This window comes from Candidatus Izemoplasmatales bacterium (genome assembly GCA_041649275.1).
GTDB lineage: Bacteria > Bacillota_I > Bacilli_A > Izemoplasmatales > Hujiaoplasmataceae > UBA12489.
This window is the reverse complement of record JBAZNL010000012.1, coordinates 20984-46700: the sequence shown is the minus strand read 5'-3', so window position 1 is coordinate 46700 and position 25717 is coordinate 20984. Positions and strand designations below refer to the sequence as shown.

At 61.3% G+C, this 25717-nt stretch carries 19 protein-coding genes and 1 riboswitch; of the genes, 15 read left to right on the top strand and 4 right to left on the bottom strand.

All coding sequences use genetic code 11. The features are described 5' to 3' along the window. Positions 1-42 precede the first annotated feature (42 nt). The 8 genes from rpsP (at position 43) to WC509_06905 (ending at position 5051) form a co-directional block, all read left to right on the top strand. The gene (gene rpsP, locus WC509_06940; protein MFA5007186.1) at positions 43-309 is read left to right on the top strand and encodes a 30S ribosomal protein S16; all 267 of its coding nucleotides are present in this window, start codon (positions 43-45) and stop codon (positions 307-309) included. 13 nt (positions 310-322) lie between these two features. Next, positions 323-571, top strand: a complete 249-nt coding sequence (locus tag WC509_06935) for a KH domain-containing protein (protein MFA5007185.1) — start codon at positions 323-325, stop codon at positions 569-571. 37 nt (positions 572-608) lie between these two features. Then, on the top strand, positions 609-1031 hold the full coding sequence (locus WC509_06930) for a DUF523 domain-containing protein (GenBank protein ID MFA5007184.1): 423 nt from the start codon (positions 609-611) through the stop codon (positions 1029-1031). Positions 1032-1147: 116 nt separating this feature from the next. Next, entirely contained in the window at positions 1148-2779 is a 1632-nt protein-coding gene (locus WC509_06925; protein MFA5007183.1) for a DEAD/DEAH box helicase, read from the top strand. A gap of 85 nt (positions 2780-2864) precedes the next feature. Next, positions 2865-3719 carry a DegV family protein gene (locus WC509_06920; protein MFA5007182.1) on the top strand — a complete coding sequence of 285 codons (855 nt, stop codon included), beginning with the start codon at positions 2865-2867 and terminating at the stop codon, positions 3717-3719. Positions 3720-3727: 8 nt separating this feature from the next. Further along, the gene (locus WC509_06915) at positions 3728-4060 is read left to right on the top strand and encodes a PadR family transcriptional regulator (GenBank protein MFA5007181.1); all 333 of its coding nucleotides are present in this window, start codon (positions 3728-3730) and stop codon (positions 4058-4060) included. Beyond that, on the top strand, positions 4057-4479 hold the full coding sequence (locus tag WC509_06910; protein MFA5007180.1) for a permease prefix domain 1-containing protein: 423 nt from the start codon (positions 4057-4059) through the stop codon (positions 4477-4479). Before WC509_06915 ends, WC509_06910 begins: the two co-directional genes overlap by 4 nt. Before the next feature lie 41 nt (positions 4480-4520). Then, positions 4521-5051 carry a Gx transporter family protein gene (locus WC509_06905; protein MFA5007179.1) on the top strand — a complete coding sequence of 177 codons (531 nt, stop codon included), beginning with the start codon at positions 4521-4523 and terminating at the stop codon, positions 5049-5051. Between the two features lie 54 nt (positions 5052-5105). On the opposite strand, the gene WC509_06900 is transcribed toward WC509_06905, so the two are convergent. Both WC509_06900 and WC509_06895 read right to left on the bottom strand, forming a co-directional pair. Beyond that, positions 5106-6776: a sensor domain-containing diguanylate cyclase gene (locus WC509_06900; GenBank protein ID MFA5007178.1), complete on the bottom strand. Its 1671-nt coding sequence runs from the start codon at positions 6774-6776 to the stop codon at positions 5106-5108. A 137-nt stretch (positions 6777-6913) separates the two neighbouring features. Continuing rightward, entirely contained in the window at positions 6914-8059 is a 1146-nt protein-coding gene (locus WC509_06895) for an FAD:protein FMN transferase (protein MFA5007177.1), read from the bottom strand. 110 nt (positions 8060-8169) lie between these two features. Here WC509_06895 and WC509_06890 point away from each other — a divergent pair, with 110 nt between their 5' ends. Together WC509_06890 and WC509_06885 are read left to right on the top strand one after the other, a co-directional pair. Beyond that, entirely contained in the window at positions 8170-8643 is a 474-nt protein-coding gene (locus WC509_06890; protein MFA5007176.1) for a NusG domain II-containing protein, read from the top strand. A 2-nt stretch (positions 8644-8645) separates the two neighbouring features. Beyond that, on the top strand, positions 8646-8870 hold the full coding sequence (locus tag WC509_06885; GenBank protein MFA5007175.1) for a hypothetical protein: 225 nt from the start codon (positions 8646-8648) through the stop codon (positions 8868-8870). Positions 8871-8898: 28 nt separating this feature from the next. On the opposite strand, the gene WC509_06880 is transcribed toward WC509_06885, so the two are convergent. Beyond that, entirely contained in the window at positions 8899-9504 is a 606-nt protein-coding gene (locus WC509_06880) for a YigZ family protein (GenBank protein MFA5007174.1), read from the bottom strand. Positions 9505-9592: 88 nt separating this feature from the next. Here WC509_06880 and WC509_06875 point away from each other — a divergent pair, with 88 nt between their 5' ends. Genes WC509_06875 through WC509_06865 form a run of 3 tightly spaced genes read left to right on the top strand, consistent with a single transcriptional unit; the run spans position 9593 to position 13791 of the window. Then, on the top strand, positions 9593-10786 hold the full coding sequence (locus WC509_06875) for a CCA tRNA nucleotidyltransferase (protein ID MFA5007173.1): 1194 nt from the start codon (positions 9593-9595) through the stop codon (positions 10784-10786). Beyond that, the gene (pulA, locus tag WC509_06870; protein MFA5007172.1) at positions 10773-12863 is read left to right on the top strand and encodes a type I pullulanase; all 2091 of its coding nucleotides are present in this window, start codon (positions 10773-10775) and stop codon (positions 12861-12863) included. Before WC509_06875 ends, pulA begins: the two co-directional genes overlap by 14 nt. A gap of 1 nt (position 12864) precedes the next feature. Next, entirely contained in the window at positions 12865-13791 is a 927-nt protein-coding gene (locus WC509_06865; protein MFA5007171.1) for an HD domain-containing protein, read from the top strand. 91 nt (positions 13792-13882) lie between these two features. On the opposite strand, the gene WC509_06860 is transcribed toward WC509_06865, so the two are convergent. Further along, a complete protein-coding gene (locus WC509_06860) occupies positions 13883-17287 on the bottom strand; it encodes an immunoglobulin-like domain-containing protein (GenBank protein MFA5007170.1) in 3405 nt (1134 codons plus the stop codon). Between the two features lie 183 nt (positions 17288-17470). Continuing rightward, positions 17471-17551, top strand: a riboswitch (cyclic di-GMP riboswitch). A 187-nt stretch (positions 17552-17738) separates the two neighbouring features. On the opposite strand from WC509_06860, the gene WC509_06855 reads away from it, so the two are divergent. Both WC509_06855 and WC509_06850 read left to right on the top strand, forming a co-directional pair. Continuing rightward, complete coding sequence (locus WC509_06855; GenBank protein MFA5007169.1) at positions 17739-18416, top strand: hypothetical protein; 678 nt, start codon at positions 17739-17741, stop codon at positions 18414-18416. 14 nt (positions 18417-18430) lie between these two features. Further along, positions 18431-25711 (top strand): hypothetical protein, encoded by a 7281-nt coding sequence (locus WC509_06850; protein MFA5007168.1) that lies wholly within the window; start codon positions 18431-18433, stop codon positions 25709-25711. Positions 25712-25717: the final 6 nt, after the last annotated feature.

Sequence of the window (25717 nt, the reverse complement as noted above, 5' to 3'; positions counted from 1 at the left end):
TCTGCTACAATAAGGTGACTTTGCTAATCAGGAGGGAAATCCATGGTCAAAATCAGATTGCAGCGTTTCGGCACGACGAAGAAACCGTTCTACCGCATCGTCGCCGCCGAGGCTTCTCAGAAGCGCGACGGCCGGTTCCTGGAGATCGTCGGGGTCTACGATCCGACGAAGGAACCGATCCATCTCGACATCAAGAAGGATGCCGTGATGAAGTGGCTTCAGAACGGCGCGCAGCCGACCGACACGGTCAAGAATCTGCTGACGCGGCAGGGCATCATCGCCGCCTACACCGATTCGAAGAAGAAGTAAGCAGGACATCGAAATGGCGATCAACTTCGAAAAACTGATATCGGACCTCGTGACGCCGCTGGTCGTGCATCCCGAGGATCTGGTCGTGAAGAAGTTCGCCGAGGACGACGAATCGGTCACGATCCAGGTACTCGTCAACCAGGACGACCTGGGCCGCGTGATCGGCAAGGGCGGGAAGATCGCGAACGCGATCCGCACGATCGCCTACGCGGCCGCCTCGCGTCTCGGCAAGAAGATCAACATCGACATCGACGCTTTCTAGCATCACCGGTACCGACGAACGCAACTTGAGGTGTGAAATGGACGAAGTCATCGCGGTCAGCGCATGCCTGCTCGGTTTCAACTGCAAGTACGACGGGGGCAACAACCTGGACCCCAGGGTCGTCGAATACGTCCGCAACAAGACCGTGATCCCGATCTGTCCGGAATCGTTCGGCGGTTTGCCCACGCCCCGGATCCCCTCGGAGATCGTCACGCCCGGCGCGCTCGTGAAGAACGCGCGGGGCGAGGACGTCACGGCCTATTTCGACCGCGGCAAGAAAGTCACGCTCGAACTGCTCAAGAAGCACCGTTGCACCCAGGCGATCCTGAAAGACGGCAGCCCGTCCTGCGGTTTTTCCTACGTATACGACGGGACGTTTTCGGGAACCACGATCCCCGGCCGCGGCGAAACGGCATCTCACCTCTTGGCCGGCGGCGTCCGCATCGTGGAAGTCAAATGACGAGGTCAGCCGTGCGCTGACCTTTTCTTTGGCCCGCATTCACCCGACATGAAAACGGACGGGACGCGCAAGGCGCGCTCCCGATACGATACGCTTCACCGAAAGGAATGATTCCCATGGAATTCAACATCGGCCTCAGACCCGAGATCCAGAAGGCGGTCGAGGAGATGGGCTTCGTCGCCTGGACCGAGATCCAGGAACTGACGATCCCGCTTTTACTTTCCGGCAAGGACGTCATCGGCCACTCCCACACCGGCACCGGCAAGACCGCCGCCTTCGGCATCCCGATCCTCGAACGGATCGACTTTTCCGTCCCCGCGGTTCAGGCCGTCGTCATCTGCCCCACCCGCGAACTCGCCGTCCAGATCAAGGACGAGTTCGGGCGGATCGCCAAGTACGTCCCCGACTGCCGGATCGCCACGGTCTACGGCGGCGACCCGATCCAGAACCAGATCTTCGCCCTCAGAAAGAAGCCGCAGATCGTCGTCGGCACCCCCGGGCGCACGATCGACCTCCTCGACCGCGGGATCCTCAAGTTCGACCTGGTCCGCATCATGGTCATGGACGAGGCCGACGAGATGCTCAAGATGGGCTTCCAGGAGGACATCGAGAAGGTCTTCTCGCACGTCCCCGCGGAGCGCCAGACGATGATGTTCTCGGCGACCATGCCGCGGTCGGTGATGGGCCTCGCCACCTCCTACATGCGCGAGCCCGAACTCGTCAAGGTGATCGGCGAGGAACAGACCAACACCGACGTCAACCAGTACTACTACAAGGTCAAGCGCGAGAACAAGACGGAAGCCCTCTACCGCCTCCTGAACGTCTACCACCCGAAGCTCTCGCTCATCTTCTGCAACACCAAGGTCAAGGTCGACGAACTCACCCAGGAACTGATCGAACGCGGCGTCAACTGCGACAAGATCCACGGCGACCTGCCGCAGACGACGCGCCTCGACGTCCTCAAGAAGTTCCACAACGGCATCATCGACGTGATGGTCGCGACCGACGTCGCCGCCCGCGGACTCGACATCCGCGAGGTCGAGGCCGTGTTCAACTACGACGTCCCCGAGAAGGCCGACTACTACGTCCACCGCATCGGCCGCACCGGCCGCATGGGCGACGTCGGCTATTCCTTCACGCTCGTCTCGAAGGGCGAGATGAAGCAGATCGAGGAGATCGAGCGGATCCTCAAGACGAAGATCAAGAAGCGCGCGATCCCGACCTACGAGAAGGTCCTCGACGTCAAGAACGACAAGCTGATCCAGCGCGTCCGGGACCTCGTCGAGGCCGAAGACCTCGACAAGGAGTACGCGATCATGAACAAGATGATCGAGACCGGCCTGACCGAGGACGAGATCATCGCCGGCCTCCTCAAGATGATCGTGCGCGAGAGCGCCGCCCCGGCCAACGAGGCGGACATCAACGAGGAGTTCGAGGCGAAGAAGCCCGGCTACCCCTCCACCGCCGACACGACCGGTCTCGCCCGCTTCCACCTGAACGTCGGGAAGCAGGACGGGCTCTTCGTCTCCGACGTCCTCGACTTCGTCTGCGGAAAGGTGAAGCTCCAGCGCCGCGAGGTCCAGAACATCGCGATCCTCACCGAATTCACCTTCTTCAGCGTCCCCGCCGCCGCCAAGGAGGAGGCCTACGCGAAGCTCTCCGGCACCCGCCTGAAGGGCAAGATCGCGAAACTCTCGCCCTCGAAACCGCTCGGACGCGAGTGGACGACCCGCCCGCCGCACGCCTGACCCCGATTCCGGGGGTTCGGTTGACTTTCCCGATCCTTACGGTATAATAGAAGTTGATTCCAGAGAGAACAGAGAGGAAACCCCTATGAAGAAGCTTGGCGTCATGGTGTGCACCAACTCCGCGATCGACTACATCTCCCATCCCTACGACATCCCGATCATCCGCTCCCGGATCCTCTTCGGCGACAAGGAATACGTCGACTACGAGGAACTCACCGCCGAGCGCTTCTACGAGATGATCGAGAACGATCCCTCGCTCTTCCCGCGGACCGCGATGGCCTCGACCGGCGAGATGCTCGCCGTCTACGAACGCTTCCGCGACCAGGGCTGCGACGAGGTCCTCTTCATCACGATCTCCTCGAAGATGTCGGGCATCTACGAGAACGCGATGATCGCCAAGAAGATGGCCGAAGGCGTACACGTCACCGTCTTCGACTCGAAGACCGTCGGCTACCTCCAGGTGAAGATGGCCCTCACCGCCTCCGAGATGGCCGCGCGCGGCTGCTCGCTCGAAGAGATCCTGAAGGAACTCGAGTTCATCCGCGACCACAACCACATCTACTTCGCCGTCGCCGACCTCAAGTTCCTCGTCAAGAACGGCCGCCTCTCGAACGCCGCCGGCTTCGTCGCCGACGTCCTCAAGATCAAGCCGCTGCTCGAGATCGACAAGAACGGCGCCGTCGTCACCGTCGAGAAGATCCGCACCTTCTCCCGCGCCGTCGACCGCGTCATCGAGAAGTTCCTCGAGGAGACCGAAGGCAAGGACATCGAACCGTTCATCATCCACGCCAAGAATCCCGAGACCGTCGCGGTCATCCGCGCGAAGGTCCTCGCCGCCCGGCCGCAGTACAAGGAGATCAAGGACTACCTCCTGACGCCCGCCGTCGGCGCCCATTGCGGTCCCAAGGCGATCACGATCGGATACGTCGAGAAGCACTGAGGATCCCGATGATCTCGAGCGACATCATCCGGGGGCACATCGACACGATCATCCTGAAACTGCTCCTGGAGCGCGACATGTACGGCTATGAACTCGCCGGCGAGATCAAGACGCGCACCGCGAACAAGTTCGACATCAGGGAAGCGACCCTCTACTCGGTCGTGCAGCGTCTCGAAGCGCGCGAACTGATTTCCTCCTACACCGGGGAGAAATCGCACGGCGGCCAGCGCCGCTACTACAGGATCACGCCGCTCGGGAAGGCGTACTTCCGCGAAACCATCGCCGAATGGAAGGTCCTCCAGGACATCATGCGCGCGATCATGGGGGACGACATCCGATGAACAGGATCAAGAAGTTCGTATCGAAGCTCCTCAAGGACTATTTCAACGAACAGGACAAGCGCGAGCTGATCGACATCCTCTCGATCTCGCTCGAGGAGAAGGTCGAGGACCTGGTCGAGCAGGGCACCCCCGTCGACGCGGCGGTCCGCCGCTCGATCGAGGAGTTCGGCTCGACCGACGACGTCCTCCAGGCGTTTCCGGGCAAGTCGACCGAGTTCCGCGCGAACCTGGTCCGCAAGCGCAGGGGCGGGTTCCTCTTCGCCGTCTTCGGCTATGTCGTCGTCGTCGGCCTCGCGCTCTTCGTGAACCTCTGGTTCCGTTCCTTCTTCAAGGATTTCCTTTGGTTCGTCATCGTCGCCATCGGCACCCTCTTCTGGCCGGCGGCGATGCTCTACCGTTATCGCACCGTCAAGAAATAGGCTTGAGCGATCAAGTCTGTTTTTTTGGAAGGGAGGCCGTCATGGCGCTTCGCAAACTGGTCACCATCGCCGTCCTGGTCGCCGTCTCGATCGTGCTCTCGATCGTCGAATCGACGATCTCGGCCTTCGTCTTCATCATCCCCGGCGTCAAGCTCGGCCTCGCCAACATCGTCACCCTCCTCGTCCTCTACGCGTACGGGCCGAAGGAAGCGGCCGTCGTCCAGTTCCTCCGCATCGTGCTCGTGGTCCTGATCACGCCGGTGGCGGGCGGCGGCCTGTTCTCGCCGGCCTCGTTCATGAGTTTCTTCGGCGGCCTTCTCGCGTACCTCGCGATGATCGGGATGAAGGCGCTCGGGCGCTTCTCGCTCGTGAGCGTCTCGGTCGCCGGCTCGCTCTTCCACATGGTCGGTCAGATCGGCGCCGCGATCGTCGTGCTCTCGACCGCCGCGCTCGTGTACTACCTCCCCTACATGATCCTCCTCTCGGTTCCGACCGGCATCTTCACCGGCCTCGTCGGAAAGAAGCTCGTCGCCGTCTTCGAGACGCGCGCTTCCGGCGCCGGCGAGGACTGACAGGAAAAGAAGGAACGGTTCCGACGTCGGAACCGTTCCTTCTTTTCCATATCCTCAGCGTTTCGCGTCGGCCTTGTCGAGGTACATCCGCTGGTCGGCGATCCGCATCAGCGCCGACAGGTCGCGGCCGTCCTCGGGGAAGCAGGAGAAGCCGATCGCGAAACGGATTATGTAGGCGACCTCGCCGATCATGAACGGATGGTCGGTGAAATATGCGCGCACCTTCCGGGCGTAGGCTTCCGCCTCCTTCTTCCCGATTCCGGGAAGCACGATTGTGAACTCGTCGCCGCCGATGCGCGAAAGGACCATTCCGTCGGTCGGATTGGCGCGGACGCCGTCGGCGAAGGCGCGCAGGCATTCGTCGCCGACGTCGTGGCCGTAGGTGTCGTTCACCGACTTGAAGTCGTTCAGGTCGAGGGAGCCGAGGGTCAGCGTCCCGCCGGTCTCCGCCGCCGCGGCGATCGCTTCGGTCGCGAGCGTCCGGTGCTGACGACGGGAGATCGCCTGGGTCAGCTCGTCATAACGGATCGGAAGCATGGCCCGTTCGTAGAGGTTGTGGATCGCGATGACGTTCTCGAGCTGGAGAGCGAGAGTCCCGATCATCACCCGGTCGTTCTCGCCGAAGGCGTCTTCGGATTCGAAGTTGTCGACGTTGATCGTGCCGAAGAAGGCGCCGTCCGCCTTGAACGAACAGGTGAGGACCGACTTCGCGACGAGGGCACCATGTTCCTTGAACTGCTCGAACTTGTCGCTGGGAAGATGGGCCGCGTCGAACACCTCGAGATCGCGGATGATCGTCGGTTCATAGAGGTTCTCCTGTCTTGCCTGCAGGAGGTCCTTCTCGTCGAGCGTGATCAGTTTCAAACGCTTGAGGTTGTAACCGATGGCGGCGCGGTAGTGCATCTTTCCCTGCTCGAGGGTGAGGATTGAACCGGCCTGTCCGGCCGGGATCAGCTGGATCGCCTCGTCGAGGACGAGCTGGAGGACGTCGTCGAGCCGGTCGTTCTTGAGGATCTCGGTCGTCGTCCGCATCATCGCCTCGGTCACGCGCTGGCTCGAGGCGAGCCGGTCGTTGAGTTGCCGCAGCTCGACGAGCGCCTCGTCGCGGCGTCGCACTTCGACGTCGCGCGCCTCCATCATCCCGATGCGGTTCATGTGCGACTGGTAGTTGAGCGTCGCGTAGAGGTAGCTGAGCAGGTTGACCATCAGCCCGAGGCGAAGCGCCGACAGGCTTGGGGCGGAGAACCCGTGGTAGAACAGGATCATCGTCATGAAGGCCATAAAGCCGATCGCGAACACGGCGATCCGGTGGCGCCTCGGGTAGATGCGGATGAAGGCCGCAGCGAAGACGGCGAGCAGATAGGATTCGATCCCGTCCGCATGGCCGAGGCCGATCGACGTGATCGCCAGCCCGACGAGGATCACGAAATAGGGATAGAGATGGAGAAGCGCGTTCCAGACGCGCGAGCGTGTTCCGAACCGCGACCGGTAGACGATTACGAAGACGACGAAGAGACTCTCCATCAGCGCTCCCGTGAAGAGGAACATCGGCCGATAGGCGACGTCGCCGTCGGCGAAGAGGAAATAGGAAAGCAGTTCGACGAGGCCGAGCAGCGACGCCGAAAGCAGGCCCATCATCACGTCGTAGACGCGCGTCGTCGACTGGCTGGACATCGTTCGGAAATCTTCTTCGAGGCGTTTCAGGAAAGCGCGCAATCCGTCCATCGGGGAGCTCCCCTTCCTCCGCCCGGGATGCGGACGGCAGATGGTTTGATGTTCATATTATACCCGATGCGGCCGCCGATGTAAACGACGCGCCGCCTTCGGCCATGAAAAAACGGAATCACGAGGATTCCGTCGGTTCATTCGACGTCGACGAGCCATTGATGGACGTAGGTGCCGATCCCGTCGGAATAGACGACCGTTCCGTCCGCGCGATACCAGATCGCCTCGAGACCGGGAGTCGCCTCGACGAAGGCGCGTCCCTCCTCGATCGAAAGCAGGTAGATCGCGGTGGAGTAGGCGTCACCCCTGGCTCCGTCCTCGATCAGGATCGTCACCGCCATCGCCTCGCCGCCGGGAAAGAACGTGCGCGGATCGACGATGTGGTGGTAGACTTCGCCGTCCCCGGCGCCGTAGAAGAAACGCTGGTAGTTGCCGGAGGTGACGACCGAGACGTCCGCCGGCACCTTGAGATAGACGTAGTAGCCGGTCGCGAACGGATCGAACGAAGGCTTCGTGAGCGCGATGTAGAAGAGACCGGTGTCGTTGTTGGGGTTCACGCCGCCCGCCTTCACGTTCGAGTTGCCGGAATTGAGCAGGTAGGTCACGCCCATCGCGTCGAGCCGGTCGGTGATGATCTCGGAGACGAACCCCTTCGCGAAGCCGCCGAGGTCGAGGCTCATCCCCGGTTTCGCGAAGGTCACGGTATGGAGGACGGGATCGAGGATGACGTCGTCCGGATCGATTGAAAACGGTCCCGCAAGCGCCGCCGCATCGGGGACGGGGCACGTCGAGACGCCGATCCCGGTTTCCTCGCAGAGGTCGCTCTCGCGTGCGTCGTGCCAGATCGAAAGCACCGGTCCGAGGGCCGGATTGAACAGATCGACGCCGTCGCTCACGATGTCGCCGGCGATCGCGAAGGCGGTTTCGAGCGCATCGTAGAAGAGGGGATCGACCGTCGTCGGCGCGGTGCCGGACTGGTTGATCGTCCAGAGGTTCGCGACGCCGGCATATTCATGGTACTTGTCGAACCACTCGTGATAGCGCGACAGCGTCGCCTCGACTTCGTCGAAGACGGCGGCGACGTCGTAGGCGTCGTCCTCGGTCACGTAGAGCGTGAGCGAGATCGACGTATCGAAATAGACGCTCCACGGGCGCGAACAAAGATAGACGCCGTCGACGCGCCCTTCCGTGCAGTAGGTCTCGTTCGGATTCGCGAATGTTCCGCAGCCCAGAAGCGCGGCGGCGGCGATGAGGGAAAGAAGCGCAAGCAGGATTCTTTTCATGTCGGTTCACCGCGTTCCATTATAGCAAATCTTTCGCCCGCCGACAAACAAAATCGCGGAAGCCGCGCGGATGGTGTATAATGATCTTGACGGAAAGGGGGGAGGATCCCATGAAAAGGAACGACCTGATCTTCATCGGGGCGACCCTGCTTCTCGGTTTGCTTTCGCTTCTCGGCTTCACCCTCTACGACCGCCTTTCGGTCGCGGGCGGCGCCTTCGCGCAGGTCTACTACCGCGACGAACTGATCCTGATGATCGACCTCGACACCGGCTCCTATACCGTGTTTCCGACGGAGTACGAGGATTTCGTCAACGTCGACTACGCCGACGAGGGGACCTTCTACGTCCCGGGGACGACGACCGAGGCGTTCGCCGACGACCGCATGATCCCCGGCGTCAAGCTCCGCGTGGCCGACGGGAAGATCTCCGTCGCCTTCCAGGAGAGTCCGAAGGACATCTGCGAGTACCAGCCCCCGACCGACTCCGCGCTCTCCCCGCTCGTCTGTCTTCCCAACGAACTGGTCGTGACGGTCCGGACCGACATGGATCCGGACGCATTCGTGCCCGACGTCGTGATGGAGTAGCCGTGTTCGATCCCGCCGTCTTCGCGATCATCCGTCTCCTCCTCTTCTTCGCCGTGACGCCGTTCGTCTATCGCGCGTTCCAGTCGCTCGACCTTTCCCGCCTCTTCCGAAACGACGATCCCAGGCAGATCCGCCTCGTCCTCGTCGTCCTCGCCTTCGTCGCCTCCTACCTCTTCGTCGACGCCGTCGTCGGCCTCCTCGAACAGGTGAATGCGATCCTGTCGTGAAAGGATCCGCCCTTCCGGACGGATCCTTTCATTCATAGCGGATGTCGGCGCCCGATTCCGCCGTCGCGACGGCTTCGATCCGGACCAGGCGTTCCCGGAGGGCGTCGGCGTCGCGGTCGCGGACAAGAAAGCGGAAGACGGTCGGTTCGCCGTAGGCGGCGGACAGTTCGATCGCGGTCTCCCGGAGAATGTGCTCGACGATGCCGGCCGATGCCGGCGGGGCGGACGTCTCCATCCGCAGGTAGCGGACGGGGTCCGTCGGCCGGGCGGCCGCAAGCGCGGCCCGGACCGCTCCGGCATACGCCCGCGCGAGCCCGCCGGCGCCGAGCTTGACGCCGCCGAAATAGCGCACGACGACGGCGCATACGTCGGTCATGCCCGTCCGGCGGATCGTCTCGAGCATCGGCGTGCCCGCCGTCCCGCCCGGTTCGCCGTCGTCGGAGGCGCGGTGGACGGAGCCGTCGGCGCCGAGGACGTGGGCATGGCAGTGGTGGGTCGCATCGGGATGAAGACGCTTGACCTCCGCGAGGAACGCGGCGGCGTCCGCGGCGCACCGCACGGGTGCGACATGGGCGATGAAGCGGGATTTGGATACCGTCGTCTCGACGACGGTCGCAGCCTGGATCGAACGCATCGGAATCACCGTCCCCATTATAGCACGGAGCGCATAAAATGGTAGAATAAAGCCGTCCGGCATGGTATAATGATGCCGGTGGTCCGCCATGAGCGAATATCTCGAAATCGGCCGGAAAGTGCTGGCCAGACTGAACGAAAACGGACATCTTGCATACTTCGTGGGCGGTTTCGTCCGCGATTTTTTGCTGGGGACGGTTTCGTCGGACATCGACGTCGCGACCTCTGCGACGCCCGCCGAAGTCACCCGCCTGTTCCCGGGGACGAAGGCGACGGGAATCCGCTTCGGCACCGTCACGGTCTTCCTCGACGACCGGCCGTTCGAAGTCACGACCTTCCGCAGCGAAGGGGGATACGCCGACGCCCGCCATCCCGACGCCGTCGGCTTCGTCGATTCGCTCGCCGAGGACCTGAAGCGCCGCGACTTCACCGTGAACGCCCTCGCTATGGATGCGGCCGGAACGATCCGCGACGATTTCGGCGGAAAGGCCGACCTCGAGCATGGGATCCTGCGTGCGATCGGCGACCCGCGCAAACGCTTCGCCGAGGATGCGCTCCGCATCCTGCGCGCGTTCCGCTTCGTCGCCAAACTCGACTTCACGATCGAGCCGGACACGCTCGCCGGCATCCGCGAGAGCGCCGACCTGCTCGAGAAGGTCTCGAGCGAGCGCGTCCTCCAGGAACTCAAGTACATCGTCCGCGGTCCGCACGCCGACAAGGCGTACGCCGCGATGGCCGTTTCCGGCGTCCTCGACATCCTGCGGCCGATCGCCGCCGGGGTCCGCTTCCTCGCGGCGCGCGGTCCCGTGAAGCTGTCCTTCGAGGAGTTCGCCGCCCTCTGCTTTTCCCTCGGCGACGGGTCGATTCCCGCCGATTGGCGTCTGTCGAACCGCGAGCGCCAGACGATCGCACGGATCATGGATCTCGTCGACGTGACGGCCGCCGATCCCTTCGACGTGCTTCAGGTCTATGTGAACGGTCTCGACCTCTGTCTCGCGGCCAACGCCGTGAACGCGAGCCTCGATCCGGCGCGCGACCAGGAGGCGGCGATCCGCGGGATCCACGAGGCCCTGCCGATCCGGCGGGTCTGCGACCTCGCCTTCAAGGGCGACGACATCCTCCGCGACACGCCGCTCACCGACGCGCGCGTGATCGGCGGGATCGTCGACGAACTGGTCGATCTGGTTCTGCACGGCCGGCTCAAGAACGAATACGGACCGCTCCGCGAGCATGCCCTCGGCATGATCCGGCGGATGGGAGAGCGACACGATGGACGACCTTAGGAAATTCTTCTGCTACCTCGACGACTTCGACTGCCTCACGATCATCGTCCCCCTCAGGAACTACCGCGACAGCAACTCCTACCGCCTCGAAGGCGACGACGAGACCGTCGACCTCGAGATCGTCGAGAAGATCAACCTCGGCGTCGAGGTCAAGCTCGTCGCCCAGTTCGACGCCTACATCACCCTGAACCGGATCTACCGCGTCATCGACGACGACGGGATCAGTTCCGAACTCTATACCGGCAAGATCGTCCGCACCGACCTCTTCGACAACATCTACGCCTACAAGAAGAACGACCTCGGCTTCACCTACACGCCGCAGTCGACCAAGTTCAAGATCTGGACGCCGGTCGCGAAGAAGGTCACGCTCGAACTCGTGAGTCCGGACGGCGCGACCGTCTTCCACGACGTCCCCTACCGCAACCAGGGCGTCTGGCGGCTCGTCGTCGAGGGCGACCTCGACCGCTGGCGTTACCGCTACCGCGTCTACGTGAACGGCGCCGAGAAGATCGTGAACGACCCCTATGCGGTCGCCTCCGACGCCAATGGCAACTACGCCTTCGTCGTCGACAGGGCGAAGTTCCGGAAGATGGAACATCCCTTCGCCTTCTCCGGCGACCCGCTCGACGCGATCGTCTACGAGACGAGCGTGCGCGACTTCACGATCGACCCCGCGATCGGGGCGAAGCATCCCGGCAAGTTCCTCGGCCTCGCCGAGACCGGCCTGAAGACCCCCGCCGGGAATCCCGCGGGCCTCGACTACCTCGCCTCGCTCGGGATCACCCACGTGCAGCTGATGCCCGTCTTCGACTTCGACGGCATCGACGAGAACGATCCCGGCGACGACTACAACTGGGGCTACAACCCCCAGCAGTACGACGTCCCCGAAGGCTGGTTCGCGACCGATCCGAACGATCCCTACAAGCGCATCGACGAATTCCGGACGGCGATCGACGCGCTCCACGCGAAGGGCATCGGCGTCGTCATGGACGTGGTGTTCAACCACGTCTTCGACCAGTATTCCTTCCCGTTCGAACTGCTCGTTCCCGGCTACGCCTACCACGTCGACCGCCAGGGGATCTACACGAACGTCTCCGGCTGCCACAACGACCTCGCCACCCATCGCAAGATGGTCCGCAAGCTGATCATCGACTCGACCCTCTTCTGGGCGACCGAGTACAAGATCGACGGCTTCCGCTTCGACCTGATGGGGCTGATCGACGTCGAGACGATGAACGAACTCCGGCAGGAACTCCACGAGCTCGACGAGCGCATCCTCGTCTACGGCGAAGGCTGGAAGATGCATTCCGGGAACATGGCCGACCGGATGGCGCACATGATGAACAAGAACGTGATCTACACGATCGGCTTCTTCAACGACCGCTTCCGCGAGACGATCAAGGGCAAGACCTTCGACGCGAAGGTTCCGGGTTTCGCCACCGGCGACCCGAGCGACTTCGACACCGTGCGCGAGATGCTCCTCGGGAGCGCCGCGAACCGCTTCATGTTCAAATACGCCTCGCAGTCGGTGAACTACGTCGAATGCCACGACAACCTGACCTTCTTCGACAAGTGCCTGTCGCTCACCGACGACGTCGGACGCATCGCCAGATGGGAGCGGCTCGCGACCGCGATGGTGCTCTTCGCCCAGGGGATGCCCTTCATCCATTCCGGTCAGGAGTTCTGCCGCACCAAGGGCGGCGACGAGAACTCCTTCGTGTCGGGCGACGCCGTGAACCGGATCGACTGGTCGCGGGCGGACGCGTTCCACGACGAGGTCGACTTCTTCCGAGCCGCCGCCCGGATCCGCAGGGACAATCGGGGCTTCCGCCTCAAGGCCAGCTCGGAACTCCTCCAGGACGCCGACGTGATCCGGCTGAAGTCGCAGTCGGTGCTCTACGCGCTCAACGACGGCGCCGCGCTGTTGATCGTCTTCAAGCCGCTTGCGGCGCCGGAGACGGTCGTCGTTCCCGCTTCCTACCGTCCGATCCTCGGCGCCGCCGTCGAGACGGACGCCGCCGGTTCCTGGACGCTTCCCGACATCGGCGCCTACGTCTTCCAGAAACGAGATGAATGAGATGAACTACGAGATCGGCACCAAGGTCGACTTCTTCGGAAAGGTCGAAGCCGTCAACCCCTCCACCTACGACACCGTCGCGATCAACGTCGAGACCGAGGCCCGCGAGAAGGTCGTCGTCCGCATCCCCGCGACCGCCCCGGTGAGCCTGAACAAGCTCTACTGGTTCGAATGCGTCGCGATCGCCTTCAAGGAGAAGGTCCAGCTGCGCGCCGACGTCTTCCAGTCGATCGCCGACAAGAAGGTCGACGACGACGAGAAGGAGCGCCTCTTCCGCATCTTCTATCAATACGCGCCCGTGAACCTGCGCGAGCTGCGCGCGTCGATCGAATCGCGCCTCGCGAAGCTCGAGAATCCCGTGGTCCGGGCGATCACGTTCGACCTGTACGACAAGTATTCCGAGGACTTCTACCTTTATCCCGCGGCCACCAAGTTCCATCACGCCTACATCTCGGGGCTCGCCTACCATACCGCCTCGATGCTCAAGATGGCGGACGGGTTTGCGGCCGTCTATCCGTTTTTGAACCGGGACCTCCTGACGGCGGGGATCGTCCTCCACGACCTCACCAAGACGCTCGAGTTCGATTCCTACGAAGGCGCCGAGTACACCCTCCGGGGCAAGCTGATCGGCCACATCTCGCTCACCTCGAACGAGATCGCCCTATCCGCCGAGCGTCTCGGCTTTGCCGACGCGGAGGAGACGATGCTTCTGCAGCACATCGTCCTGTCGCACCACTACTACGGCAACTTCGGCTCGCCGAAGAAGCCGAACGTCGTCGAGGCGCTCGTGATCCACTTCATCGACAACATCGATTCGAAGGTCACGGTCGTCGGCGAGGAACTCGCGAAGGTCGCCCCGGGTGCCTTCACCGAACCGATCGGCGTCATCGACAAGGAACGCTTCTACAAGCACAAGCTTTCGAAATAGGCCGCCGGAAGGCGGCTTTCGTTTACATGGCGAGGAAAACGGAAAAAAAGGCAACCGCGGTCGGTTGCCTTTTTCGATGCTGGGGTCTGGTTCAGTCGAGATACTGGCCGAAGAGCGCCTGGTAGTAGACGTCCTGGATCTCGGAAAGCGAGGCCTGGAAGGCGGCGTCGGTGATGCCGTAGCCGTTGTTCGCGGTGGTTCCGACTTCGAGACGGTCGGCCATCGTGATGTTCAGCGTGCCGACGACGTAGAGGTTGGCGCAGAGATCGTCGAAGTAGAACTCGAGGGCGGTCTTGACGGAGGCGGGCAGATTCGGGACGACGATGCCGTAGGTTTCCTCGACGTCGGCGTCGGTCAGATCGTAGACGATGTTGTAGAAGTAGTAGAGGGCGTAGAGCTTGATCTGTTCGAGGGTCGGCTCGCCGTCGGCGCTTTCGGAACCCGCCGAATAGACGGGATTGGCCGGGTCGGCCTCGGTGAACGCCGCGGAGAAGCCGTTGAAGTCGTCGCCCTTCTGGACGAGGATCAGATGCTGGCCGTAGACCGTCGTGACGAGCGAGCTCATCATCTCGGAGAGGTCCTTGTTCTGGTCGAGGCGGTATTCCTGGTAGAGGGCGACGAGCGCGTCGACGTATTCGGGGACGTAGGTCTCGTAGACGCCGTATTCGCCGCTGTAGGTGAGCGAATGGGTGACGGTGTCGTCCTCCGAGTCGACCACGTTGAGGTCCTCGGTCATGATCCGGAAGCCGAACTGCTTGAAGGTTCCCCAGGTCTCGTCGTCGTAGGCGGCGGCGCGATACGCGGTCACGAGCGAGGCGAAATCGTGATCCTCGTCGTCGAGGTATTCGGTGATCGCGGCCTCGAAGCCGGCGAGCTTGGTCTCGTATTCGTCGACGCCGGTCTCGTCGAGCGCGTCGATGTAGGCGTAGTAGTCGTCGGGCGTACCGTCTTCGTCGAAGTCGAGGAGGATGATCAGATGCGAGACGTCAAGCGAGAAGAAGTTCTGATAGAACTCGAGGACGGTCGGATAGAGCAGTTCGACGAGGTCGTAGTTCTCGATCGTTTCGGCGATCAGGTACGGCTGGAGCTCGCCCTGGACGAAGTACTGCAACAGTTCGAGTTCGGTCTTCGTGCCGTACTGCTGGTAGGCGTATTCGCTGAAACTCGCATAGGTGAAGTCGATGCCGTAGGAGGCGTAGAGCTGCTGGAGGTAGGCGTAGTAGTCCTTCGAATTCTTGACGGAGGCGAACATCTCCTGCATCCGGTCGCTCTTGTTCCGGTCGAGGTTCCTCTGGGTGCCGAAGGCTTCCTCGAAGAAGGGCGAGTAGAGCAGTTCCTTGTACTGGCTGGCGTAGAGGACGTAGAGGGCGGTGTTCTTCGTGAGGGCGTACTCGAAGAGGTCGTCCGCGGTGATCTCGAGACCGGTTTCGACGATCGCGTCGGACTCGTAGGTCGGACGCGAATCGAGCGTGGCGACGAGCGTCTTCGATCCCTTCTTCACGCCGGTGAAGGCGGTGTCGACGGCCTGGTAGTCGATCGTCACCCAGCTGTCGTAGATCTTGAAGCCGGCGGCGGTGCGCATCGCGACGAGCTTGGCGGTGATCGTGTCGGACGCGGTGTCGGTGTTGGTCATCGCATCGTCGAGGAGCTGACGGTAGAGGCTTTCGTACAGGGTCGGGTCGTCCAGAAGTTCCCGGAAGGTCGGGGCGTCGCCGGGATCGGTAGAGTCGACCTCGGAGGTCGTGCCGGAGACGAGGACCTTGACAGTGATCGTGCCGGTGCGGGAGACGCCGTTGGCGGTGATCTTGTAGGTCAGCACGACGTCCTTGTCGACGTCCGTCGGGAGGGTCACGGTGCCGTCGTTGGCGATAAAGTCCTTGTTTCCGGAGGTCCAGGTGATTTTCGCGGAGTACCAGCCGGTCGAAGGCAGTTCGAGATCGTCGACGGTCTGGGCCGGGAGCTTGATGTTGTCCTCGATCAGGTCGAGCATCCGTTCGTAGGCGTTGATCTTGGCGGGCTGGGTGAGCTTGTAGATGAGGTAATAGTCGGTGTCGTTCGAACCGGCGAAGCTTTTCGCGGTCGGCGTGTAGGGAACCTTGTCCTCGCCGGAGATGTCGAGCGTCTTGAACATGTAGGTCGCCAGCGAGCTCTGGACCGCCTTGACGTCGTCGAAGACGTGCGTCAGGTACGGATTGTCGGAGGCGATCAGGTCGGCGGCGTCGGCGGCCGGATCGAGCAGGTCGGCGGCGTCGCGGATTCCGCCGTAGACGTAGTTGTAGATGTCGATGAAGAAGGTGAGGACTTCGGCGTCGGTGAGTTCGCGGGAGTTGTTCACGGTGACCGTGCCCATGCTCTCGATCGCCTTGTAGGTCTTGTTGATGACGATGTCGGCGGTGTCGGTGACGTCGGTGTGGGTCAGGTCGTAGATCTTGCCGTCGAAGGAGACGGTGTAGACCAGATCGCCGGCCTCGTTGCGGACCTCGGCTTCCTCGGTCTCGTCGAAGGCGTCGACCTTGGACATCGTGTAGTAGTCGGAATTCTCGTCCTTGTAGGTCTGGGCTTCTTCGGCGGAATCAAAGAGGAGGGCCGCGGCGATCACGACCTCGCTGTCGCTGTCGACGAGGTCGCCGTTCTCGAGGAGGGTGAACTCATCGTCGTTGGCATCGGCATAGATGCCGTCGCCTTCGTTGCTGTACTCGACTTCGTCGTCGAGATTGAGGATGTCGCCGTCGGCGTCGAAGTAGTAGGGCGTGACGGTGGTATAGGCATCGGCGACCACTTCGGCGGTCGTGCTGTTCCCGTCATGGTCCCAGACTTCGGTTTCGGTCTTGAAGACGTAGCCGAGATACTCGCGAAGGCTTGTGGCGCTGAACGCGACGAGGTGGAAATGACGCAGCGTCGCGGTCGCTTCGGCGGAGCTCATGAAGCGGATCTTGATCGCCTTGATATCCTCGTAATAAGAGGAGACGTGAAGCGCCGCGACCTTGAGGTCGGTGATGTCGCCCTCGGTGTCGATCATGAAGCGGGCGTAGGCTTCGCGGGCGAGGACGATGCGGGCGTAGTCTTCTTCGTGACCGGTATAACCGGCGAGGATCATGCTCTGCGCGAAGGTGGTTTCGTTCGTCTCACGAACATCCTCCTCGAGCGCGGCGATCGCGTCGTCGTCGTCGGTGCCGTACGTCAGGAGCTGAAGCTTGTCGGCGATCTCCGCGTCGGTGATGGCCGCGACATAGTCCTGAAGCAGATAACCGTCGATGAGGTACAGGAGCTGGTCGAGACCGTCGTTGCTCTTGATTTCATCGTACAGGTCCTGGTTGGTGATCGAATAGATGACGTTCCCCTCCGCATCGGTCCGCTCGTAAAAAATGCCGTCGGGATCGCTCAGGCGCGGCAACGAGCTGTTGCCGGTCGCGAACGAGACGCCGATGGCGGTAAGGACGAGGACGGCCATGACGGAGAAGATGATGATGACTTTCTTCATGAGCAGGCTTTTCATGTGTATAACACCCCTTAAGAAATCTGCATTATCTATCATATCATCAAAGCACCCCAAAAACAATAAAAAAATGTTGAGTTTTAAGTGATGCGAAGCGGTGTCAAATGCTCTCAAATATGAATATTTTTACATGCGAATTCAAGTGATGTCGATTGACAAACGGCATATCCTGCTATATAATGGACTTGTCAATAGCAAAACTAGTGAAAACTAGCGACGCAAAGCTATAGGGCCTTCGCTCGTCGATGGTAGCCAGTTGCCGTTATCTTGGAGAAGATGAGGGCGTTTTTTATTTCTCGGGGCATCCCTGTCCCGCGAATGGAAAACGGCCAACGTTCCGGGATGATGGCGATTTTCGTATCAAGACGCGATTTCCGGTTTTTCACCCGAAATCCGCACCATATTATGGTAAAATGAATAAAAAAGGCACACGAACAAAGGAGGTGGCGCGATGAACGACGCCCGTCTACGGAAACGCTTCGTTCTGTCATTGGCCCTGCTCACGGTCTCGATGACCCTTTTCGTGTTTACCTCCTGGAGCTGGCTCACGACACTGTTTCAGGAAGACGTGGACGTCGAGGTCGGATTCGTCGACGTGGCCCTCGATGCCTATTTCTGGGACGGAAGCACGCGGATCGAGGCCGAAGAGGTCGAGATCGACACCGGCGTCTACAAGCCGGGCGTGTATCTCATCGACATCACCTCGAACACCGCCGACAACTTCTTCGAGAATTTCCGCCTGTATTTCGAAGTCGCGAGCAACGTCGACACCTACATCCGCGTGAAGCTCTACGAACAGCTGACGCTTACGTACGTCAATTACGAAGGCGACATCACCGAACTGTCGATCCTCAGCCAGGGATACATGCCGTTCGACTACGAGACGACGAACTGGTACGACAACCGGCTCGTCGACAATTATCAGTACTATCGCCTCGCCGTCCAGCGCGTCGACGAGACCACGCCGTACGAAATCGGCCTCATCACCGCCTACGAGCTCGCGAACTTCGCCGTCTATTCGCCGGGCTATTCCCTCCAGATCGCCTTCTCCGTCGAAGCCGTCCAGGCCGAAGGCGGACCGGAGAACGTCTGGGGTCTTTCCGTGCCGCCGTGGGGCGGCTCGTGGTAAGGAGGTGACCGACGATGTATAAACCCGGTCCCAGTCGCCGCCGCTTCACCCGCATGCTCGCCATCGCCGCGTTGTCCGTCATCGCGGTTTTCGCCGTTCTCCTGAACGTCGATCCCGTCTGGGCGGGACGTTCGACCGATGTCGTCATTGATGATGAGTTCGACGGAATCCATGACTGGGAGACGCTTCTCAATCCGCCGACCAGCGCTTCCGATTTCATCACCTATACCGATTTCCGCGAGGATTACTGCCTCTATGCGACTTCCGTCGTCGACTGTGCGACCGCCGCGAGCGGCAAGTACATCCGCTTCGACACCGCGGAAGAACTGTACCGCTGGTCGCTCGACGTCTCCTACGAGGACGTCTACGTATCGGGAACGCCATCCGAGAACTACAAGCTGTCCGCTGCGAAGATCGCCCTCCTGCTCGACCTGAACTACATCCTGGGCGGCGACATCGACTATTCGGTCATGGGCGCCAAGACCTTCATTCCGATCGGGCATCAGTTCACCGACGTCGATTCCGTCCTGCACAAGAACGTTTTCACCGGCACTTTCGATGGTCGCGGGTTCGTGGTCTCGAACCTCTACCTGGCGGGTTACGACGACATGGTCTTCGTCGATCAGGTCGACGAGACGACCTGGATCGACATCGCCGTCTCGCACTACTATTCGATGTTCACCTACAACGAGGGTACGATCCAAAACGTCGGTCTCGTCAATCCGACACTCGAACTCCTCGACGTCCACATCGACCTCAACATGACCTCGAATCTGGTCGGCCTGAACGAATCGACGGGCGTCGTCGACCATGTCTTCGTCATCGACACCCGGACCTCCGTCACCGACGCCGGCATCCGCTACAAGGTCGGCACCTCCACCGGCACCTTCACCGCGGCCGGCATCGTCCATACCAATCTAGGATCCTTCTCGAACGCTTACTACAGTTCCAAGGTCGTCGTCAACGGTTCCTACATCAACAAGTTCATCGTCCAGCCGGTCCTGTATTCGAATACCGGTTCGGGAACTTACGCCAACCTCGCATACGACTCGAGCGTCTACCTGCTCGCGGTCACGGTCGGCACCTCGACCTTCTACGTCGCGACCCCGAACGCGTATGCGGTCGGAGAAACGACCGCGACGCTCAAGTCCAGTTCTTCCAGCCTCAACACCGCGAACGACCGCTGGTTCTTCTATGCGTCCGATGCCTACCCGCAGATGCTCGGTCTCGCATGGAACGACACCAACGACGAATACGAGATCGCCGATGCGATCGACATGGTCGCCTTCTCGCGCGTCATCGAATACCTCACCCAGAACAACGGCGTCTCCTATCCCGCGGCGCATTACCGCATCGTCGACGACATCGACATGAGCGAAGTCGCCCCCGACGCCTACGTCACGCCGTCCGTCAACTTCACCGGGTTCCTGACCGGCCAGAACGGCAGCACCCTCGCGGACAACTTCTACATCTACAACCTGCACATGACCAATGGCATCGTCCGCGAGACGAACTATTATGCCGGTCTTTTCAGCATCGTCTCCGGCGCCACCGTCACCGACCTCAACATCGCCGACTGTTCGATCACGATCGCCGACAGCGAAAGTTACTATTCGAACGTCTTCGGCATCGGTCTCGTCGCCGGACGCATGATCGGCGGCACGATGCAAGACATCCAGATCGACGCGACGATCGACCTCGGCACGACCTCGATCGGCGAAACGCATGTCGGCATGCTTGTCGGGCGAGCCTCGGGAACGATCGATTCGATCTCGACGAACGGCACCCTCGACGCCGGCGTGCATGTCTTCCAGTCGAGTCTCGCGATCGCCCCGAACTACTACATCGGCGGCATTGTCGGTTCCGCCGTCGTCAACCAGCTCTCGATCACCGATTCGGTGAACAACGCCGACATCGACGGCTTCTCGACGACCTCGACCTTCGGCATGGCGACGGGATATTACGCCGTCTGCGTCAAGATGGGCGGCATCGTCGGGTACATGATCAACACCTCCTCGATCCGCCATCGCCTCGTCGGCGTCTCGAACAAGGGCGACCTCGCCGTCCGCGCGGTCACCTCCGCCAACGACGTCTCCGGGTACACCTCCACGCAGAATGTCGGCGGCGTCTTCGGCGAACTCGGCGGCTATGCGCCGATCCTCGAGAACGCCGGCAACTACCTGTTCGCAAACCTTTACAACAGCGGTGTAATCGACGCCGCCTACGGTTCGTCGCGGGCTCAGATCCGCGCCGCCGGCATCGGGGTTTCGAACACCTCGCAATCGGCGGAATACGCCCTGCTCTTCAATCACGCCGGGTTCACCTACGACTCCACCGGATTTTCGGGGTACACGCACTTCCGCTACACGGGAACGATCCTCGACGTCTCGAGCTACAACGCGGCGAACACGATCACGATCTCGCGGTCGTATAACTACGCGGACTTCACCCTCGCGACCGCCTACTTCCTGTCGTTCTCCCCTTTCTACCTCTCCATGAACAACAACCACAGCGTGATCCGGTATTCCGCCAATTTCGGCGATCTCTCGTATCTCGCATCCTCTGGTTCCACGACCATCACGCAGATCGCGAACACGATCATCACGGGCATCACCGCATCGACCAACGTGGATTTCCAGAATGTGATCAACAAGGGCGACATCACGATCGTCAACCGCAACGTCGGCAGCTACACCCTGACCGTCGGCGGCATCACCGGAACCCTGACCAGCGGGAAGAAGATCATCGACTCGATCAACCAGGGTAATATCGTGATCGCTGAGATGTCCGGATCCGGAAACCTCTACATCGCCGGCATCGCCTCCTACAACTACTCCGGCGACCTCCAGTCGCAGGACGCCTCCTCACAGCCGATCGCGACCATCGGCATCATCGACACGATCAACTATGGAAACGTCACGACTTCCTACGGAACCGTCGGGTTGGGTCTGTATGGGATTTTAGGCTTGTCGAATGCGTTCGTCGGCGGCATCTCGGCCCTTAACTCGGGATCGATTCAGGACTGTGCCAACCTGGGTAATTTGAGCGTCTACAATGGAACCACGAGTGGAACGACCACGTTTAACACGACCAGCACCTATTATGCCAACTTGGTGACCGGCTACACGGCGGGGATCGTCATCGCCGGCATCAATGCGATCACGCTCTCCGGCAATTCGCGCATCTACGACTCCGCCAACAACGGCAGCGTCATCGGCATCGCCGAAGGATATGTGCGCGCCGGCGGAATTCTCGCCTCGAGCCTGTACTCGGAGGCTTCCTCCGGCGGCGTGACGAGCGGACTCGGCCTCGCCGACACCATCGAGAACTCGATTCTCTCGAACTGCCTGAACTACGGCAACGTCTCCGCGATCACCAGCACGATCGCCAGCTACTCGACCACATCGACCAACCAGACGTTCGCCATCAAGTTTGGTACCGACACTCCCGGAGGAGGTTCGACCGGAGCGAACTACTGGCCGATCGCGACGACCGTCGGCTCCAACGACCGCCCGGGAATCTATTCCTCCGCGGGCGGGATCATCGGATACGGACTCTGCAAGATGCGTCGCATGGTGAACCACGGTACGATCTCGGCGACCGACGTCGCCGGCGGCATCGTCGGTGCCACCTACGTGCTCGGCGGCGTCGATTATCCGATCACGGACGTCGACATCAATACCGCCATCAACTACGGCGGCATCAAGTCGATTGCGACCTCGAGTTTCTCCAGCATCGACAAGTTTTCACTTTCGATCACCGACATCGACGACTATTATCAAGCCGACGGCAACACCTTCATTTTTCCGTCGGGGTATACCCGCGAAGAACCGCGCGGAAAGCGCGGATTCGGTGGCATCTTCGGCCGTCTCCAGCGCGGTGTCCGCGGCGTCATGTCGCCGGCAGACGGCAGTTTCGACTTCATTGTCAACGCCAACCCGAACATCGACCTCATCGGCCGCCTGGACCAGGACTACGCGTTCTGCAACTCGTCGCGCTACTTCCAGTTCAACGGCGCCATCTACTACTCCGCCAAGCTGAATGACACGACGCAGGTCGTGTTCACTGGATTCTATTACGTCGCCGGTCCGGTCACGCTTCGCAGCGGTACGGGAAACCCGTACACGTATACGGTCACCCGCAACAACATCTACTCGCAGATCGGCTCGGTCTCCACTTGGTACAGTTCTCCGGGAGGATCGGGGACATACTATTCAACAAGCAGTTACAACGCGGGCTCAACGATCCGTTATTTCTATCACGCGCCGATCACCGTCCCCTGGATCACCGAAAACCCAAGCGATCCCAATCTCACCGATTCGAACACGCAGTACATCTATGACCCGGATTTCCAGATGCGTTCCAACCCGGCGCTGACTGAATACATCTATTATCTTGAATACAACCTGCTCGCCGACCGCTTCAAGACCGGTGGAACGAACCCCCGTCCCAACGGCATGTACGTCCTCTCGACGACCGCCGGTTCGACCTACGGCCTCGTCCTGCCGACCAACATCCGCACCGACGACATCCGTCCGATCGACGAAGACCACGATCCGGAGATCTCGCTGCTCATCGATTACGACGAGGTGAGCGTCAGCTACCTGAAGGAGCTCGATGCCGGTGTCCTCACCGCCTACGAGACCCTGAAGCAGTCGACCTTCAACGACAAGTCCGCGCTGGTCGAGGAGACGGAAAGCACGATCGTCCTCGACGAGAACGGCGGATCGAACACCGTATTGACGTATCCGGACGTCGACTACGACCTGAAGACGATCACCTTCACGGTGTCGATGGAAGCGTTCGGCGTCGGCCAGACCACCGTCAGCTACGCCGTCACGAGCGCGCTCACGTCCGCTTCCGCGCTGATCGCGAAACGGGCGTACGACCAGTATGGCGGCGCACCGTCGCAGGCGCAGCTCGAAGCGTACAACGACCTGCTCTACCCCGAACGCGCCGACGGCATCTCGACCGCCTACCCCGCGCTCCTGACGGCCAGTCTTCCTTCGCGCGACATCACGGCGAACACCGCCCCGACGTCGATCGGCTTCTTCACCGTCTATTCCGAGGCGTTCGTCGGGTCCGACCTGTTCGCCTCCGCGAACTACTACACGGACTATCAGGTCTACATCATCTTCACCCCGCGCATCGGCTATGGCACGAGCACGATCGAAATCGACACCGTCCAGTTCAACGGGGGGACCGCCGCGAACGTGACGAACCAGTCCGACGTCACCGACCTCGGAAACGTCAACGCCGGCGGATCGATCCGATTCAACTTCGCCTACACGGGCGATTTGCTCGCGGACGGTTACGACTTCAAGAACCTGATCACCGTCAAGTATCAGGACGCCACCGTCGTGAGTTCCTCGTACTACACGATCACGAGCGTCCCGGCGGCATCGGGGACCTATTCGGTCACGATCGCCTTCTCGAGCGCGACGAGGGCCGGCGATTATTACATGTATTACAAGTATTTCAATTCGAGCTCCGAGAACAACGTGATGTTCGACAAGGCGCCCTCCGCGGCGGCCGCGATCAGCGCCCTCGACTATTACTCGGAAGACGATTCGACGGTCATCGCCGGGACGACGATCACGGGCGCGGCGAACGTCGGCTACGATCCCGGAATCGGCGCCAACGGCACCACCAACTTCACTTCCGACACCGATACCGGCATCGCGTCGTATCTCGACGACACGACCTACCTCCCCGACTTCATGACGACCGGGTCCTTCGTGATCTCGCCGTTCGCGACGCTCACGAACGTCTACCTGAACCAGGTGACGATCACCGACGGTTACAAGACGTTCGACATCGTCTACGTCCTGACCGCGGAGGACGGCACCACCCAGGTCACCTACCACCATTCCATCACGGGCCGCGAGATCGACCTCGTGAGCGTCCTCAAGAACGGCAACGAGGTCTTCCTCGACGACGTCTTCGCGGTCCGCGAGGACGCATCGACCGTCTTCACCGTCGACCTCGGCCTCGACCAGAACCTCGAGCTCTACAGCGTCGTCTCCGGCGGCACGTGGTCCTACTTCGGGATCACCGTCACCGCCACCGAGATGGACGGCGTCACTCCGATCGCGAGCGAGGACATCGTCGGCATCACGTACGACACCGACGACTACCTCCTCATCACCATGTCCTATTCGACGATTCCCGGGATCTACACGTTCTCGTTCGTCTTCTACCGCGACGGCCAGACGACCGACTACATCACGATCGCGACCCCGCTCGAGATCACGAAGCGCCCGGGCACGAACTCGTTCCTCTCCGACATCCGCTTCTCCCAGCTCGCCAACGAGACCAACTACCCGATCATCCGCATCACCGACGCTTCCGGAACGGTCTTGACCGGCACCGGCTACACGCCGCTCGTCTACTTCAACGGCATCGACTACGACGGCGCCGACCTCTATCCGTATTATTACTACCGCGTCGACGGCCAGGTCTCCAACACGCCGCTCGACTCGTACATGCCGTACTTTCTGGATTACCTGCCGTACGGCGGCAGCGTCGCCCGCTACGCCTACAACATGGGCACCTCGAGCTGGTACTGGACCGCCGAGGTCACGGCCGCTTCGACGATCGGCGAACAGGCCGTGCTCCTCGCCGACTACACGATCGATCCCGTCACCGGGATGGAACCCGAGGAAGGCACCGACCTGATGGTGCTCTACCGCGTCACCGCCGAAGACGGCCTCACCCACACCTACTACTACACCACCGTCACGGACGTCACCTACAACGTGACCCTCGTCTTCGACGTCTACTACTGCACCGGCGCCGGCGTCGAGACCTGCACGCTCGCGAAGGAGTCGGCCGCGTTCGACAACGAACTCGTCATCATCACCGTCCGCAACTTCGACACCGACGGCGACGACACCGTCCTGAACGTGACCGATCCGGACGACTACCCCGTCTTCACCGCGATCCAGGCGCTGAACAACCGCGTGACGCAGTTCCACTACACCTACAACGGCGACTACCGCTACAGCTTCGGCCGCAACATCTCGGGCTTCTACGTCTTCTCGGTCGCGCTTCCCCAGGACCAGTACCTGAACGCGCTCTACGAATACGAGATCGAGTTCAGCTACGGCCTCGACGACTACATCCTCTACGATGCGTCCGGCTATGTCGCCGGCCTCGAGGGCAAGTACTTCTACATCGAGCCTTCGACCCGCAACCGCACCCGCCGCTTCAACATCTACATCCGCTCCGTGGCCGTCCCCGAAACCGGCGCGCCGTGGGGACTCTTCGATTTCTTCCGGTCCTGGTGGGACTGATTCCAG